14 protein-coding genes and 4 tRNA genes are annotated in these 16,314 nt (G+C 41.6%); 5 read left to right on the forward strand and 13 right to left on the reverse strand.

Features of this window, described 5'->3' with window-relative positions; translation table 11 throughout:
- Positions 1–164 precede the first annotated feature (164 nt).
- From luxQ to L4D74_RS06125, 5 genes are all read right to left on the reverse strand, one after another.
- Complete coding sequence (gene luxQ / locus L4D74_RS06105; RefSeq protein WP_428751251.1) at positions 165–2,747, reverse strand: quorum-sensing autoinducer 2 sensor kinase/phosphatase LuxQ; 2,583 nt, start codon at positions 2,745–2,747, stop codon at positions 165–167.
- A 2-nt stretch (positions 2,748–2,749) separates the two neighbouring features.
- Entirely contained in the window at positions 2,750–3,850 is a 1,101-nt protein-coding gene (locus tag L4D74_RS06110) for an autoinducer 2-binding periplasmic protein LuxP (RefSeq protein ID WP_428751252.1), read from the reverse strand.
- 70 nt (positions 3,851–3,920) lie between these two features.
- A complete protein-coding gene (locus tag L4D74_RS06115; RefSeq protein WP_428751253.1) occupies positions 3,921–4,202 on the reverse strand; it encodes a GIY-YIG nuclease family protein in 282 nt (93 codons plus the stop codon).
- 186 nt (positions 4,203–4,388) lie between these two features.
- Positions 4,389–5,054, reverse strand: a complete 666-nt coding sequence (locus tag L4D74_RS06120) for a YceH family protein (RefSeq protein ID WP_428751254.1) — start codon at positions 5,052–5,054, stop codon at positions 4,389–4,391.
- A 35-nt stretch (positions 5,055–5,089) separates the two neighbouring features.
- The gene (locus tag L4D74_RS06125) at positions 5,090–5,323 is read right to left on the reverse strand and encodes a hypothetical protein (RefSeq protein WP_428751255.1); all 234 of its coding nucleotides are present in this window, start codon (positions 5,321–5,323) and stop codon (positions 5,090–5,092) included.
- Between the two features lie 190 nt (positions 5,324–5,513).
- Here L4D74_RS06125 and L4D74_RS06130 point away from each other — a divergent pair, with 190 nt between their 5' ends.
- Together L4D74_RS06130 and L4D74_RS06135 are read left to right on the forward strand one after the other, a co-directional pair.
- Positions 5,514–5,831 carry a DUF496 family protein gene (locus L4D74_RS06130; RefSeq protein WP_428751256.1) on the forward strand — a complete coding sequence of 106 codons (318 nt, stop codon included), beginning with the start codon at positions 5,514–5,516 and terminating at the stop codon, positions 5,829–5,831.
- 310 nt (positions 5,832–6,141) lie between these two features.
- A complete protein-coding gene (locus L4D74_RS06135; protein WP_428751257.1) occupies positions 6,142–6,387 on the forward strand; it encodes a YgjV family protein in 246 nt (81 codons plus the stop codon).
- Positions 6,388–6,497: 110 nt separating this feature from the next.
- Here L4D74_RS06135 and L4D74_RS06140 read toward each other — a convergent pair whose 3' ends face one another.
- From L4D74_RS06140 to L4D74_RS06175, 8 genes are all read right to left on the reverse strand, one after another.
- Positions 6,498–7,769: an erythromycin esterase family protein gene (locus L4D74_RS06140; protein WP_428751258.1), complete on the reverse strand. Its 1,272-nt coding sequence runs from the start codon at positions 7,767–7,769 to the stop codon at positions 6,498–6,500.
- 619 nt (positions 7,770–8,388) lie between these two features.
- Positions 8,389–8,462 (reverse strand) — tRNA-Cys (locus L4D74_RS06145).
- Positions 8,463–8,543: 81 nt separating this feature from the next.
- Positions 8,544–8,630 (reverse strand) — tRNA-Leu (locus L4D74_RS06150).
- Between the two features lie 95 nt (positions 8,631–8,725).
- Positions 8,726–8,801: transfer RNA gene (locus L4D74_RS06155), tRNA-Gly, on the reverse strand.
- Between the two features lie 35 nt (positions 8,802–8,836).
- Positions 8,837–8,910, reverse strand: a tRNA-Cys gene (locus tag L4D74_RS06160).
- A 215-nt stretch (positions 8,911–9,125) separates the two neighbouring features.
- On the reverse strand, positions 9,126–10,571 hold the full coding sequence (gene viaA, locus L4D74_RS06165) for an ATPase RavA stimulator ViaA (RefSeq protein WP_428751259.1): 1,446 nt from the start codon (positions 10,569–10,571) through the stop codon (positions 9,126–9,128).
- Positions 10,572–10,604: 33 nt separating this feature from the next.
- Complete coding sequence (locus L4D74_RS06170) at positions 10,605–12,266, reverse strand: ATPase RavA domain-containing protein (protein ID WP_428751260.1); 1,662 nt, start codon at positions 12,264–12,266, stop codon at positions 10,605–10,607.
- Positions 12,267–12,459: 193 nt separating this feature from the next.
- The gene (locus tag L4D74_RS06175) at positions 12,460–13,953 is read right to left on the reverse strand and encodes a VWA domain-containing protein (protein WP_428751261.1); all 1,494 of its coding nucleotides are present in this window, start codon (positions 13,951–13,953) and stop codon (positions 12,460–12,462) included.
- A gap of 271 nt (positions 13,954–14,224) precedes the next feature.
- On the opposite strand from L4D74_RS06175, the gene L4D74_RS06180 reads away from it, so the two are divergent.
- The 3 genes from L4D74_RS06180 to L4D74_RS06190 all read left to right on the forward strand — a co-directional run bounded on the left by L4D74_RS06180 (position 14,225) and on the right by L4D74_RS06190 (position 16,296).
- On the forward strand, positions 14,225–14,743 hold the full coding sequence (locus L4D74_RS06180) for an NUDIX hydrolase (protein WP_428751262.1): 519 nt from the start codon (positions 14,225–14,227) through the stop codon (positions 14,741–14,743).
- A gap of 10 nt (positions 14,744–14,753) precedes the next feature.
- Positions 14,754–15,758, forward strand: a complete 1,005-nt coding sequence (gene ltaE, locus L4D74_RS06185; protein ID WP_428751263.1) for a low-specificity L-threonine aldolase — start codon at positions 14,754–14,756, stop codon at positions 15,756–15,758.
- Between the two features lie 217 nt (positions 15,759–15,975).
- Positions 15,976–16,296: a c-type cytochrome gene (locus L4D74_RS06190; RefSeq protein WP_428751264.1), complete on the forward strand. Its 321-nt coding sequence runs from the start codon at positions 15,976–15,978 to the stop codon at positions 16,294–16,296.
- The last annotated feature ends 18 nt before the right edge of the window (positions 16,297–16,314 follow it).

Here is a 16,314-nt window from a genome sequence, read left to right on the forward strand (position 1 = left end):
TCAATGCCTTGTCTAACAGTACCTTACCTATCAACGGTCTAGCCATGATAGGCAAGGTATTAGAAACATAACTAATTTATAGGTTACAGGTATCTCTACATTTAGAACGCCTATAAACAAAAGCTTCCGAATATTCGATAGTTACGCTATATCATCGACAGCATTTACGCTCTATCATCAACATAGTGGTGATGCTTAAAATACTTTAACGCTTGATTGAGTGATTTCTCTTTTATCGGTTTGACTATGACGTAGTCAGCACCTGCAGCCATAAATGCGTCCCTTGTAGCTTCCAAATTATCCGCAGTACAAGCGTAAATTGGTGTGTTGATCTCATCGTTAAGTTTTACTTCTTGAGTGATTTGTATGCCGGAGATCGAGGGTAATTGGTTATCCATTAAAATCAAATCAAACGGCATACTATTCAAAAGCTCAAATGCCTCATGCCCGTCCCTTGCCCAATAAACATGCATGCCATATTTTTCACAAAATGCTTTAGCAATAAAGGCGTTAGTGTGGTTATCTTCAACTAAAAGAACCGCGAGCGCTCTATTGAATAAGTTAAAATCCAACTCAGGTTCTATGGCTCGCTGCTCAGCTGTCTTTTCCACGATAAATTCAACAGGCAGCTCAATAGTAAAACGCGTCCCTTTGCCAAGGCGGCTTTCTAGTAAAACATCACCATCAAATAAATGTACTAAATGTTTCACAATCGCTAACCCTAAGCCACTGCCTCCATACTCGCGAATGGATGTCGCTTCAGATTGAACGAAAGGATCAAAGATTTGAGACATCTGATCTTCAGATATGCCTATCCCCGTATCTTCAACGATAATACGTAATACATCACTTGAGCGCTGTAACGTAGGGTCTAAAAAGAAAGAAACCTTAACAAGGCCCTTGTGGGTAAACTTGATGGCATTACTAACTAAATTAAAGAGAATCTGGTTTAATCTTACTTGGTCCGTGTTAAGTATTACGTCTTTAGGGAGTTGATTATTGATAACAAAATCCACGCCTTTTTCAGTACACAAAGGACTGTAAATACCATTCAACGCTGTAGTAATCTCACTGAACTTAAAGGTATGTTTTTCTACATGAAAACTTCCATTTTCTATTTTTGCAAAATCAAGAACGTCATTGAGAACGGCCAGTAAATGTTCACCACTTTGACATAGCACGCCAATTTGTTCTTGATAATTACTTTCAACGCTCCCCTGCTTAAGCAACTGTGAAATACCCAATATTCCATTGAGTGGCGTTCGTATTTCATGACTCATTTTAGCCAAGAAATCGGTGCGAGCCTTTGCTGCAGATTCTGCTTCTTTACGGGCTTTTTTACTTTGTCGTTCAGCTTCAATTAAAACCGTAATGTCCTGTCCTTGGGCAAGTACCAACGTTTTAATACCATTCGGCTGTATCGCGGATAAATTCCAACGATACACTTTGTCACCAATCGGTACGTTTATTCCCGTAAGAGTGGCGCCTAGGTTTGCTTTTTGCACATGCGTTTGCATCAATTGAACAAATGCTAAATAGGTTTCACTACCACTACTATCCGAATCCATCGACAAACCAAGTGCTTTTTTACCCGCCGGATTAATGCGCATGATAGTAGAAGTATCAGACCATACAATTATCGGTGACAATGAGAAATTGAATAGATCCTGAAAGAGTTTTTTCTGCTCGGACAATCGATCAAACGTGTCGCTTAATGTAAGCCCTATGTGGTTAAACTCGTAGATGGAAGAACCCGTGAACTTCTTAAAATCACCCTCATTTCCCGCCACTTTGGTATATGACATGAGCTTAGCTAGCTCTATGCTCACTTTTTTATTCAACCACTTACGCGTGACAAATGACACCGAAACAATCACTGCCAATGAAAGAGCAATCCAAACCAAGTAGCTGTTACGTAGCACCAGCACACTAGGGTTACGCTGAATTGAATACACCTTAAGCACGTGCTTATTAAGACCTACTGAAAGGTTTGTCTCAGATATTAATAACTTTCCAAAATCCTTCTTACCATTCTGGATCATTTCTAGAATAGATAGGTGAGTATAGTTATCTTCTTCAGAAATGGTTGACGCAACAAAGCGATCATCAAACTTTAAAAGCACGTCATCACTGTTACTGCCACTCATTATGCTAGATAGTAGACCAGCGTTGTCATTTAAAACAATGCCGACAAATACATAACCAAGCACTTCTCCAGACTCGCTATTAATAACGGGTGTACGACGAACAAGAATAAATAGCTCACCTAGTTGAGAGTCCACTCGAACCGTATTCCAATTACTGTGGGCACCCACTTGAAGAAGTATGTCTTGTAGGCTGTGATCCTCCAAACCATAAAAGAGAGCATTACCGTCGTCCCAGATAATATCAGTTAGGTGCGTAATAAAACGAAAATCCGGCGAATGCACAGGCTCTAAGTTGTCTTCTCTTAGAAAAAAGTAATCAAGTGAACGACTGTCATATTTGTCAAAAAACTGCTCAACCGTATCACTTTTGGCGTTGCTATCCTGAAGTACTTTTAATGAAGCTAAACGATAATCGAAGTAATTTCTAACCAAACTGCTTGTCTGACGTGACGTGCGTTGTACTTCTTCCCTAACTAAGTCACGACTCAGGTGCCAACTTTGCAATAGCATACCTATAGTAAACAGACCAATCACCCAAACTACAATACGAGTAATCAGGGTGGCGAGTGTCTTACGACTATTAAAATCCGTTAGTGGCATCGTTAGTTATCGGAATAGCGGAAGGCTTGCGCTTTGAGTCGCTCAATTTTTGTCGCTGAGTCGTCACTAGTAACTAGCTCAAAGTCGCCTGAAAAGACCGTTGGAACAGGTTTACTTTCCAAATCCCATTTAATCGCCTCTGCCATCGCAACACCTGTATCGTCGTTCATCCGCATTACAGTGACGTCTAGGTCTCCTTTATTTATGGCTTCTAGTTCGGCAGAGCCTCCACCCCACCCATTAATGACAACATCATCTCGCTTAAGCTCTTTAATAGCTTCAGCTGCCCCTAGCGCAACATCGGTTGCACAGGCATAAATAAACTTAATCTCAGGATGCTCAGTTAAAGTATCAATCGCGGCTTGATAACCGCTTTCTTTATTAGCTTTGGTGTAATATGAAGAGGCTAACCGATAGCTATCTTCAGCCGACATATCCTGAATAAACGTTCCTCCCCTTGCATCACTCACATAACCTTCCGAGAAATACAAAACGGAATACGCACTCTTTTCAGATACCGTCTGCTTAAAGTAGCTGGCTAATACATGGCTTCCTTTTACGTGGTCAAACCCCACATACATAAATGGCTGAGTACTCGACCACTCCTTCACTGGCGTTGTGATATTTTGCAAAATTAGCTTCGTATCGGTCGAATGCAATACGTGTTCAATAAATTTACGGTGACGTGTCGTATCTAGAGTAAAAATCAAATAGCCAGATTTATTTTTTACCGCTTCCATCAAAGATACGCTTTGTTGGCGTATATCAATGTTAGGACGAGTAAAAACTTGGTTGATTTCATAATCAATGCCTAGCTCATCCATTCGAGACTCAAAAGCTTTAATATTACGGACCCAATAGTCCGATACCTGTTGTCCAGGATATACAACCGATATGGTCACAGGCTCTTTTTGAGTAATGGAAAGCGGGACAGCTGGCGCTCTAACAGCTTGAGATAGTGATTCAGTTAGTAGATTTTGTTGAGGAAATTCGTTGAGGAATTCATGATACTCCCAATAACCAGGGAGAGATTCACTCGACCACGCGGGTGCAGAGCAAGCAATGAGCAATGTTTGACTTAACAGAGAAAACGTCTTTTTCATTAGTAATTATCATGTTGGCGTTTTATTACAATTGTATACAAAACTCCGACCTACAGCTAGTAAACGTGACTTACTCGCCTAAGATAAATCGCTTCGAATTTGCCACCAACTGCTCTTTTTGCGCTTTGGATAACTTTTTGATCGCGAATTCAGTTTTAAGGGCATCACTTTTGTCCGCTGCTGACTGAGTCCAAACCAACGATAACGGTCCACGCCCTCTTAATGATTTTGCACCTTTACCCGACTCGTGCTGCTTTAATCGCCGTGTCATATTATTGGTAATGCCACAATAAAGCTTTTGCTCGTTAGTTCGTAATAAGTAGACCGTCCAAGATTCAACTAGTTTCGTCATTAAACATTCCCATTTTAGTAAACACGAGCAGTCGCGATAACGAAAAGATAAAGTCATCTAAATCTAATGGAAGACGAATACTGATCAACTAATGAGCCTTTAGCATTACAAAGTTCGCTAAGATTACAGTAGTAAAATGGCGGCTAACATTAACCGCCTTTGTTACACTACTCAGTCTAAGTTACACTACTCAGTCAAAGATACGACCAATGCCTTTAGTTCTGCTAACTCTGACTCCAGTGACTCAACTTTAAGCTCCAGAGCTTCAAGGCGACCGTCACTATTACTCGTATTTACAATTACGGCAGCCGCTGAAGCCTCAGCCAATGCTGCCACATCGACTTCGCCACTAAGCAAGTGTGCATATCGTGACTCTCGCTTACCCGCTTCACGCGGAAGTTTAATCACAAGTGCACCATGCTCACGAGATGCCATAGCATCTAGCGTCGCTTCTACTTCTTTAACATCACTAAAATTGCATAAGCGATTGGTACGGGTTCTTAGCTCGCCAGGGGTCTGCGCGCCTCTTAGTAGCATGCAGCAAACTATCCCCTTTTCCTGAGGCGTTAGCTGTAAGTCACCAAACTCCGTGTTACAAAAACGATGTTGGTATTTAGATACGCGACTATTAAATGCACTCTCATCACTGACTAACCTGCGATTAATCAACCCTTCGAGTGTATCTTGAACTTCAGCCTCGCTCAGTGCCAATACTGGCTCACGATTACTTTTTTGATTACATGCCGAAGTTAGGCTGTTTAGGGTCAGCGGGTAATGATCAGGTGTGGTTACTTCTTTTTCGATAAGACAACCGATGACTCTTGCTTCTAACGGGGAAAGTTCAATGCTCATATGAATCCTTTTATCTTTCTGGCTGATATTCTTGCTCAATGCTCTACCAAAAATGGCACTTTAATAACATGTCCATGCTGATCCATTATCACAACACGTGAACGATTTAATTCGACTTCGGTAAGCTCTAACTTTACTCGCTCGTCGATATAGGCTTGCTTGAGTTTAGGTGCTACACCACTTTTGCAAGTAGTTAGGGATGAGCAATGCTCTTCACTAACATCGATCTCACAACTCTCTTTAGGGTATCGCTTAGGACTCGGCAACATGACTTATCACACTGTAATCGCTCAATTACCGAAATCATAGCGCTAACTGCCCCTTTAACTCAATTGGTTATTAGCTAAGTGTTTAGATTATAATCAACAATCGTCCAGCATTGATCTAAGGACTGTTCTACAGTCGATTGTTGTGTTTTAATCAAACTAGATTTTGACGAATAATTTAGGAAAGGATTTTATGAGTAGTGTATTCGAAATCGTGTCTCAAGCACGTCGTAAGAACAAACTAAAACGTGAACTGCTAGATAACGAGAAAAAAGTTCGTGATAACCGTAAGCGCGTCGACCTTCTTGAAAACCTACTGGACTACATTAAGCCAGACATGTCACATGATGAAATTTTAACAATCATCAAAAACATGAAAGCAGATTACGAAGATCGTGTTGATGATCACATCATCAAAAGCGCAGAGATCTCAAAAGCACGTCGCGACATCAGCCGTCGTATCCGTGAATTGACAGAAGAAGACAAGCAGCTTGTTCAAGGCAAGAAATAATTAACGTATTTCTGACCTAACAACAATAACCGCCCGCTATCATAGCGGGCGGTTTCATATTCAGCCTCCATTCCCTCTGTCATCTGCAATTCAACATATTGAGTTATCTCAGCAATAACACCTCGACTAAACGTTTGCGTAATCGCTAACCCTCTCCAATAGCGAAACTATGGGTTTAATCACAGTTCTAGGCTTGTTAGTATTTATCCCATACACAACATACACCATTCGAGGCAAGGAGCTTCCTCGGTAATCTCAAGATGAGAAGAATTGGTACCAGTTAATCTGGCAAGATTTAGAGGAGCAAAATATGGACGCAAATATGGTGGAAATTCTTGGCTACGCGGCATCAATTATGGTGGCGATCTCATTAACGATGAAAGACATTGTTAAGCTAAGAGTACTCAATTTCATTGGCTGCGCATTGTTTACCGCATACGGCTTAGCGATCGACTCAATGCCAGTTGTCATCACCAATGGCTTTATCGCCTGCGTAAATGTCTATTTTTTAGCGAAAATGATGCAAGAGAAAAAGGCTGTTAAGTCTGTGGCTTAATATTTTTATTCGTTAATACACTTCAATGTTAGATAAAGCCGTTTTATTCAACATTGAAGTGTTTTTCATCAATAGCTTATTCTATTGACTACTCCAATATTATTCATACATCATCTAGGTGAATCGATAGAGCTTGGTGTTTCATGCCGCGTGAAAAATATACCATCCGCCATGTCTTCGATATTCTCTACACTATAGCCATTAATGCTGAATGAAGTATCTAATGATGATATTTCAGATGGTAAAATAAAAGCATCCTCTACCCCTAATCCAGCTAAAACCCTCTCGACACTATTAGGTCGGCTATCAACAAAGTAAGTTATTTTCCTTTTTTCGGGATCTGCATCAAAACTTGTAAGAGTCGCGGTATTGAATACATGAAGTAAACTGTATGTTTTGTTGGGCTGCATCACCTCTAAATGACTAAATGCAGCCTTAGTGCCCAACTGGCCCCAAGTATTTTCCAATCGTCCAACATGTATATTATGACCCCATGCCATAATATTTTCTTTTGGTAGCCACTCATTCGCTAACCAATATAAATTGTCAGCCTGCATTATTTCATCTGGATTGTGATCACCATACCAACGCTCTTCATATTGCGCTTGCATACTTTTAATAACTTGCAACCAAAATGTTGCGTACGTTCTAAAGTCATCTCGGTCTTCAATTGAGGGTAACGGTTGGGTTGCTTTCATTTGTGATGTGACCACATTTAGTTGCTGCAACGTTGAAGCATAAAAGTTCTTTTCTTCTTGTGTTAACTCTGGGTATGACCAAGGGCACATTGTCCCTTGCCCTGCATATAAAAACCTCGCCCAATTCACTGTAGTCAATTGATTGTTTTCAATAAATACCTGTAACTCTCCAATCATCAATTCACACGCAGGGTCACTAGAATGACGCCCGTCAAAACCTACGAGGACTAACGGACTATCATTGAATGCATTATCTTCAATATATCTGTACAAAGGGTATATTTCAGGGGTTTCGACGTACATAAACATAAAAGAATAGAGTAAAGCATCCCGTATATTTGTTACTTCCTTATCTTTAACTCTTTGCCAAAGTCTAAGACCATCGTATAGGCCACTCTCCATCGCTAACACATTGCTCGCTCCCTCCTGGTGTAGATACTTTACCAAGCGAGAACGGAATTTATACGCTTTGGATCCACCGTGATCAGCCTCAGCTAATCCTATATACTTTTTACCAAGAATCGAATTTAGAATTGGCTCCAAATCGGTATTGTCATTAGCCGAAAATTCTAAATTATTTATATTAGAAGCAACCTTAATATCTGCAATCTCATTATCTGATTTGCAACCTATAATTGACAATAAAATAAGAACACACAAAGGTATAAAATTATTACTATTCACAAATATTTATTTCCGTCTGGATAAATAAATACAATAGTAACTAGATGATATTTAATTAATAGATTTAGACTATCTAATATAATTTGTAATGTGAAGTTCTTCGAGTGAAATCACAGCTCTAATGATAATTGTAGAACATACTATGGTGAAATATGCGATATGCGATAATCGCTTTGATTTACTTTTCCTTTGACCGTCTTGATCGTTAAATTCATAAGTAGCACTAGTCAATGAGATTTATGAAAACGTAGCCATAAAAAATAAGAATCTACATTTACTATTCGCGAATACTGTAAAATATTCGCGACTACATAAATCTACCCCAACAATCGACTATACCAATTCACTTCCCCGTAAGAAATCAAGTCAAAGATAGACAAGAAAACCGCTGTAATCAGTGCGAGTTTAATCAATTTATAGACAATAAACATGGTTGCTCCAAAGGTGTTTTAGGTAGTCTAACGGGGACTATTTTACGACGCAAGTGTTTTAACTAACGAAACGAATACCCGGTACATAGCACTTATATCAAGTTAGTAAGGAGCTCACTCGCCAGCCAAGACTAACTTCGCTAAACGTTCGTAATATTTCATTAGGAGATGTAAAAATAGAGATAAAATGGAGGCGCCTCCCGGAGTCGAACCGAGGTCCACGGATTTGCAATCCGCTGCATAGCCACTCTGCCAAGGCGCCATATTGTATTGCTGAACTAAGTACTGCCTATGGTAGCATTACTTAGTAAATAGCACTTGGAGAAATACTACCTATAATAGATGGTGCCCCGGGCCGGACTTGAACCGGCACAACGCGAACGTCGAGGGATTTTAAATCCCTTGTGTCTACCAATTCCACCACCAGGGCACGCAATATTTTGCGATGCGCCAACCAATGTACTCTTTAATAAGAGTGGTTAAACACCATCTGTATCTCATCGCTTGCGCCATAAGATTTTAATTTGGAGCGATACATCGGGTTCGAACCGATGACCTCAACCTTGGCAAGGTTGCGCTCTACCAACTGAGCTAGTATCGCAATTTTTCTTACATGGCCATTTCTCATTAAGAGAATGGAGGCGCCTCCCGGAGTCGAACCGAGGTCCACGGATTTGCAATCCGCTGCATAGCCACTCTGCCAAGGCGCCTTTAATATCAACACGTTATCGAGACACTGTCTCCGTGTGAGATGCATACTTTACGGATTGGGCGAGATTAGTCAAACAAAAATAGTAGAAAGATGGTTTGTATGCTTGGTAAACGTGCAATACGCTTAGCTATGCGCCAATGTGGGCAATATTCAATCGAGAGTTCCAGCCAAGTTCCCCTCTATAAACTACTCAATTTAGATAAACACCTATCCTCACCACTTTTTCATTATCCGCCCCACAAGGTTAGGGTGATAAGACCAACAATGATCAAACATATTCATCAGAGACGGATTGCCGTACTTGGATAAGTTAATCGCATGGAAACGGTTTTTGTTGTTTTTAAGCTCGTTAATCTTACCCACCAGCTCTTGTGACTGCTCTGGCGCGATAAAATCAGAAATAACAACCAAGTCAGCATTTTTGTAGGTATCTGATAACATCAATTCTATTGATTGCGTTAACACTGGCTCTAAGTCCGTTCCGCCATGAAAGGAATAACTTAAGAAATCTGCGGCTTCACGCAGCCCATCTTGTTTAGTTAGCTCGTACGTGATGTGTTGGGTTGAAAATAAAATAACGTAACACTCTCTGGACTCGGCTAAAGCAATTTGCATCAATGCATAAGCCATTGCCTTTGCACACTGCTCTGGGAAGCCGCTCATTGAGCCTGATGCGTCTACACAAACAATAAACGGGCCTTTATCTACCTCAATTTGGCTGTTGTCTGGTTGCGTAGTGCGAACCTTTTTTAACGTCCTTGTTTTACCCTGAGTCTTATAGTTCATCAGCCGCTTATCAGCCAAATGCTTATAAAACACCACTTCAAGTTCTGGGTAGGCAAGAAACATGGTTTCATTGGGCAGTAATTTATTCAGGTCATCGGACTCATGAATGCCCACAATGTCGTCCGTCGCTTCATCACTTAGCTCTTCAACCATTTCTGGCGCTTCAGTAGGCGACTTATTTAGATCAGGGTCATCTTGGTCATTTGCCATCCGACCAAGCTGTTCAGCAATGTCTTGCAAACCCTTATTCTTTTTCAAGAACTCAGCATGGTTGTACATGACCTTGAGGTCAGTTTTGGTTAGCTTGGCAGCGGCCATATCCCACAAGCGACCAACAGCGGTCTCGTCCCCCTGCTCCGCAACGGTATCCATATTCTTCATGGTTTCCATACGCTGATAGAGATCAGTCAGAAACTTCTCTTTACTTGCTTCTAGCTCAGACAATTCAGCTTGTTTAATGGCATCTGCGAGGCTCTTGTACCAAAGGTCACAAAAATAGCGCGGAAACATCGGATTATGGTGTTGATTATTTTTATCAAGTAAACGTCGCGCTTGAAGATAAAACGCTGAGTGCCACTCGAGTTTTTTTACCACATCATTGATTTGAGTGAAAAACGTAGCCTCATCCCAGTGAATCACTTCTTGGTACAGGGCGAGTTCATGTTGAAAGCGTTCGGTTTCACAAACTCGGGTCATTCGCTTTTTTACTGAGCCTCGCCATTTCAACAAGTGCCCTTTTACAGAACGTCTTACACCGCGATTTTCTGTCAACGCGGCGACTTGGGAGCGAGCCATTAAATCGTTAACGGCGCTATCAACGATGCCAGAGTCTGCAATCATTAACGCTAAATTTAATCCATCTGCTCCTAACATGCCCTCTCCCTGCTCTAGTATGTGATGACCGATTTATTCAAAGAATGATCGCAACCCTTTCACTCGCTGTATGACTTTCTCACTTTCTGAACTGGTACTTTCTAGCGTTTTTGTCACCGTTTGAAGGCTCACTTCCATTTCCGTTGGGATCATAGGATCAATAAAATTATGCGGCAATGCACCATGGAATTTAGAGCGGACTGAGCGCAAGTGATGTTCTGCGTGGTGGAGCTGAGCCAAGACTTGTTGAGCTTGTGTTTCCCACTCGAGGTGTAAGTCCTCATCAATACCCGACTTAGTCACCAACGTTGTTAACACAGAGCGATTGGCAATATCCTTTATCACCAAATTATTAGCCGCATCCAAATCAATTTTTAAGCGACATAAATGAGTATTTTGGTTCACATAACCATACACATCCCCGCCACCTTCCTTAATCGTCCGGTTCAGTTCATCACGAGGGATGTAAACCCAGCGACTATCGCCTTTTTCACTTTCAGATACCGATAAGTTACTGCGAAGCAATACCAGTTTGATCAAATCGGTTGCCGGCCCCACTTTATAGGATTTGGCAATGCTGGTGTCATATTGGTAAACGTCCTTTCTTAGTAGCCCAGTTGTGCTTTCCATTGAAATTGGCATCGCATATTCAGCTTCAATCTCTTCTTGCAGTTCAGCTAGCTTCTCTTTACCGTCTTCAATTTGTTGAAATACTTCTTGCTGATCAAACGCGTAATTTAAAGCAAAGTCATGCACCACGTTGTTTACGATTTCTCGTGACTCAGGGCTATTCCACAAACAGTCTTGTAGTAGCAATAGATCTAACGGGTTAACACTGTCTCTACCATTAAAAAATGCGCTCGCCTTTAATAGTTTAACGGCCTTCTTCCATCGTCTATCCGAAACATACAGATCCGACTCAGATAAGCGCGATTTATTTTCATCTGATGCCGTTTCTAGTAACTGCTTTAGCTGATATAACTTTTCAAAAACATCATCGCTGAGTTCTACCGTTTCAAGATCTTGCTGCCACTGGTGGTATTCTTCATCCGTAATGGCCAGACCATCCGGAATCTTAGCCTCTTGCGGCGTTCCCACGGTTAACATTGATTTGAAGTTTTGCTTATTTTGAATGCGGTTGACAAAGATACGTACCAACATGCGGTCATATAAGGCATCCAAACCGCTGTCTTCATCAGGTAACTCATTAGACGCCGAAACCAAGAGGCGCATAGGTACACGCTCAATATCACTGCCATTTTTAAACGTTTTCTCATTGACTACTGTGAGCAAGGTATTAAGAATTGCAGGCCCGGCTTTCCAGATTTCATCCAAAAACACCACTTGAGCGGTAGGTAGATAGCCTTTTGTTAGGCGTAAATAGCGTCCGTTATCCTTAAGTTCTTGAATACTTAATGGACCGAACACTTCTTCTGGTGTCGAAAAGCGCGTCATCAAATACTCAAAATAACTACTGTTATCGAAGGCTTGAATAAGGCGCTTGGCAATCAAACTTTTTGCAATACCTGGAGGCCCAAGTAAGAAAACACTCTCTCCAGCTAAGGCCGCAAGCAGACACAATTTAATGGTTTCTTCTCGCTCGTAAACGCCGTCAGATAGCGCAGCCGCTAGCTTGGTAATTCTCTCTGACCTTAACGCTCTGTCAGCATGGGAAACGATTGTGGGTTTGATCATGCCTATACCTCTGAGCACAAATTAGAATGCATAAGTAAATTTATACATTTGTTGACATTATGTTACAAGATTTTTCATTCATGTTTAATGTCGCACATAACATTAAACATGACTATATCCAATTGATTTAACGTTACTTTAATAGAAACCGTACCGCTATAGCAGTTTATCTCTTAGCCTAAAGTATGAGAGGTTACCCCATAGTACTTGCGAACTTTGGTTTTTCTCGATGAAGCTTCATCGACGTATTCTTAATGAATTGCCCCACTACGCTTGGGTGATAACGCCACTGATTATCAAACAAATCTAGCACCTCGGGATTTCCATATTTCGATAGGCATAAAGAGTGGAAACGATTGTATTTATCTTTAAGAGACAATACCTTCATTATTGTTTCGCTATCTTGTTTTGGGGTAATAAAATCCGAAATAACAAGAAGATCTGCATTTTTGTATTGCTCGCCCTGCATCACGTCAACAGCATAGCTCAGTACTTTGCTTAAATCAGTGCCGCCTTTAAAACCATAAGACAAAAAATCAGACGCTTCTTTCAAACCATTTTTTGCGGTTAAGTCATAGGTAATAAAGGTTGATGAAAATAGAATCACTTGGCATTCGCGCTTTTGTTCTGAGGCCATTTTCATTAATGAATATGCCATCGCTTTGGCTGACTTTTCTGGAGCGCCATGCATGGAACCGGAAGCGTCAACCGCGATAACCATAGGTCCTTTTTCTTTATCTGCACTGCCATTAATCTGCGTAGGTGTTTGCCATTGTCTTACGGTTCGTTGCTTACCTTGCGCTTTATATGTCAGAAGACGTTTTTCGACAAGATGTTGATAGAATACTGTTTCCAATGCAGGGTCCGCCAAATACATGGCTTCATTAGGTAGCATTTTGTTAATGTCATTACTTTCATGAATGCCGACAATGTCATCGGTTGCGAAGTCACATTTCTCCTCAACCACCACGTTATCAACGCATTCCGCCTTGTTAAGCTCCGGAGCATCAACATCTTGCGCCATCCTCCCAAGCTGATCAGCAATTTTTTTCAACTCAGCGTTTTTTTCAAGGTACGCGGCGACTCGCTCAATGTGTTTCCAATCTTGTTTGGTTAGCTCTGACCCGGCTAAATCCCATAAACGACCCAGTGTGTGGCCACTGCCTTCTTTATGGAGGTTATCCATATCCTTTATTGTCTCAATTTTCTGATACAACTGTTTAAGATACTTCGATTTTTGCTCATCAAGCGTTTCACGCTGTTTATCTTCAACGGCAGATACGAGGCTTTCGTACCAGTATTTACAAAACTGACGAGCGAATAGCGACTCAGGTAATGAATGAGGATTTGATGATAGTCGCTGCGCGTTTTGGTAAAATGGCGATTGCTGAGGAATTTGAGCGACCACGCTGGTTAGTTCTTCTTGAAACTCTCGCTCGGACAAATACACAACATGTTGATAGAGCGTCAGCTCAGCTTGTAATTCATCCGTTCCATTATCTTTAATAAGTTTACGCTTGACGCTCTTTGTCCACTTGGCCATTGAAGCAGTAAAGCTCTGTTTAACCCCTTCATCACTCCCCATTGCGAGCAGGTCGGTTTGTTGAACAATATCCCGCACCGCAGAATCAATGATTCCGGATTCAGCGACCATCATCGCTAAATTGAGACTATCTGCTCCAAGCATGCAACACCTATTAAAACATCATAAAATCACAGACTTCCTGATATACAGAGTTTTTTAACAACGAGACAGACAGGCAACCCTAGTTTCCATTTTCGATCCGATAATGACACAACGTTAACCTTCTCACCCATCGACTTTTTTGCCATGTTGTGCTCATATTACATTTACGCTTACTACTGCTCTACATACAACATGACAAGTCTGTTCACTGGCACTAACAAAGCAGACAACGGATTACGTTGTAAAACACAGAGCTTCAATGGATGACCTTATGGCAAACCGCATTATTCACCAATGGAAGTCTATTTCCTTGGTCGAAGAAGACATCACACTGCCTAACTCGAATACCGTGACTCACACCACGATAAAACATCCGGGTGCGGCGGTTATTCTCCCTCTCACCGAAAACGGTGACATCGTGTTGATCAATCAATATCGACCTTCTTTAAAAAAATGGTTACTCGAGATCCCCGCAGGGACGATTGAAGAAGGCGAAGATGCAATGAGCTGCGCGCACCGAGAGCTTATTGAAGAAACGGGCTTTCACGCTGGTGTGATGACATCCCTTGGGCAAGTCACGCCACTCGCGGGATTTTGCGATGAAATACAACACCTGTTCATAGCCAAACAGCTTACCCCAAACCGTTCCCATACTTGCGATGATGATGAGGTTATCGAAGTCGTGACAATGTCACTTAAACAACTGCAACAGAAGATAATTGATGGTTGCATCACTGACGCCAAAACGATAGCGTGTCTAAGTAAAGCAACGCTGTGTGAATATATTTAGGAGAGTTTCAATGGATTTTCGTTCAGATACCGTTACACAACCCACGCAAGCAATGCGTGAAGCGATGGCAAATGCCCCTGTCGGTGATGACGTCTACGGAGATGACCCGACAGTCAATGCCCTAGAATCATGGGCCGCAGAGCGTCATGGGTTCGAAGCGGCTTTGTTTACCACCTCAGGCACACAAGCAAACTTACTTGGATTAATGGCACATTGCCAACGTGGTGATGAGTACTTGTGTGGTCAGCAAGCTCATAACTACAAATACGAAGCTGGCGGTGCAGCTGTGCTTGGATCAATTCAGCCACAGCCGATTGAAAACAACCCTGATGGGACGTTGGACTTCCAAAAACTAAAAGCTGCGATAAAACCGGACGATAGTCACTTTGCACGAACCACCCTATTAAGCTTAGAAAACACCATTAACGGTAAAGTTCTACCCATGTCTTACTTGGCGCAAGCTCGACAATTCGTTGATGAACACGGCTTAAAACTACACCTTGACGGCGCTCGTGTTTACAACGCGGCAGCGGCGCTTGATATCGATGTTAAAGAGATTGCCAAACACTTTGATTCAATGACCATTTGTCTTTCAAAAGGACTAGCCGCCCCAATTGGTTCACTGTTACTCGGCGACCGTGCTTTCATTGAAAGAGCCAGACGACTGCGCAAAATGGTAGGTGGTGGCATGCGCCAAGCCGGTATACTTGCAGCGGCAGGAAAGCTTGCGCTTACAGAACAAGTTGGCCAATTAAAAATTGATCACGCTAACGCAAAAAAATTGGCGAGTGAACTGAATGCGCTTGATGGTTTTAGTGTCAACGCAGACTTCGTAGAAACGAATATTGTCTTTGCCAAGCTTGATGAGTCGGTTGATATTGACGCCATCGCTCAGCAACTATCAAAAGATGGCATAACCATTACCCCCAGCAACCCTATTCGCTTTGTCACACATAAAGATGTTTCGTCCGAAGACATTGATGTGTTTATCCAAGCATTGAAGACGTTGTTGTAATCCACCCAGGAATATTTCTCTTTACGACAAATCATTTGTTGCTTAGTAATAAAACGGTATCTCTATCAAAGCTACCGTTTTATATCCAACCTAGCGCACGTTTCAAAGTCACTCAACGTTTATTGATTCAGTCCAATCAAGCTTCAAAAACCCCTTGAGCCTACCCTAAGGGAAAGGTTTACACTATACGTCTTGTTCATACTTCTATCGGATACTTATGCTTCGTCTTTTGGCTGTTGTTTTTTCGACGTATTTAGTGAGTTTTACTGTTTCGGCTAGTGGGTTTGGTGATGCCAATTTAGGTGAGCAAAAATCACCGAGCTGTGTGTTTTGCCATAATCCAAATGGCGCGCCGACACAAGCTAACTACCCCAACCTAAATGGGCAAGATCCATTGTATTTATTTAATGCGATGAAGGCGTATAAATTGGGTGAGAGAAGCGGAGCAATGTCTGAAATGATGAAGGTGCAATTACAAAACCTAAACGAAGACGACCTAAGAGATGTGGCCGCCTTCTATGCTACTCGTGCAAACTAGAATAAACGATAACGTACA

It is taken from the genome of Vibrio cionasavignyae (genome assembly GCF_050337155.1).
Taxonomy (GTDB): Bacteria; Pseudomonadota; Gammaproteobacteria; order Enterobacterales; family Vibrionaceae; genus Vibrio; species Vibrio nomapromontoriensis.

Excerpts from the sequence above, each read along its gene's own strand:
- L4D74_RS06120 (WP_428751254.1), bottom strand. The coding sequence starts at position 5,054 with ATGAGCATTGAACTTTCCCCGTTAGAAGCAAGAGTCATCGGTTGTCTT.
- L4D74_RS06180 (WP_428751262.1), top strand. The coding sequence starts at position 14,225 with ATGGCAAACCGCATTATTCACCAATGGAAGTCTATTTCCTTGGTCGAA.
- L4D74_RS06170 (WP_428751260.1), bottom strand. The coding sequence starts at position 12,266 with ATGATCAAACCCACAATCGTTTCCCATGCTGACAGAGCGTTAAGGTCA.
- L4D74_RS06175 (WP_428751261.1), bottom strand. The coding sequence starts at position 13,953 with ATGCTTGGAGCAGATAGTCTCAATTTAGCGATGATGGTCGCTGAATCC.
- L4D74_RS06110 (WP_428751252.1), bottom strand. The coding sequence starts at position 3,850 with ATGAAAAAGACGTTTTCTCTGTTAAGTCAAACATTGCTCATTGCTTGC.
- viaA (WP_428751259.1), bottom strand. The coding sequence starts at position 10,571 with ATGTTAGGAGCAGATGGATTAAATTTAGCGTTAATGATTGCAGACTCT.
- ltaE (WP_428751263.1), top strand. The coding sequence starts at position 14,754 with ATGGATTTTCGTTCAGATACCGTTACACAACCCACGCAAGCAATGCGT.
- L4D74_RS06135 (WP_428751257.1), top strand. The coding sequence starts at position 6,142 with ATGGACGCAAATATGGTGGAAATTCTTGGCTACGCGGCATCAATTATG.
- luxQ (WP_428751251.1), bottom strand. The coding sequence starts at position 2,747 with ATGCCACTAACGGATTTTAATAGTCGTAAGACACTCGCCACCCTGATT.
- L4D74_RS06115 (WP_428751253.1), bottom strand. The coding sequence starts at position 4,202 with ATGACGAAACTAGTTGAATCTTGGACGGTCTACTTATTACGAACTAAC.
- L4D74_RS06125 (WP_428751255.1), bottom strand. The coding sequence starts at position 5,323 with ATGTTGCCGAGTCCTAAGCGATACCCTAAAGAGAGTTGTGAGATCGAT.
- L4D74_RS06190 (WP_428751264.1), top strand. The coding sequence starts at position 15,976 with ATGCTTCGTCTTTTGGCTGTTGTTTTTTCGACGTATTTAGTGAGTTTT.
- L4D74_RS06130 (WP_428751256.1), top strand. The coding sequence starts at position 5,514 with ATGAGTAGTGTATTCGAAATCGTGTCTCAAGCACGTCGTAAGAACAAA.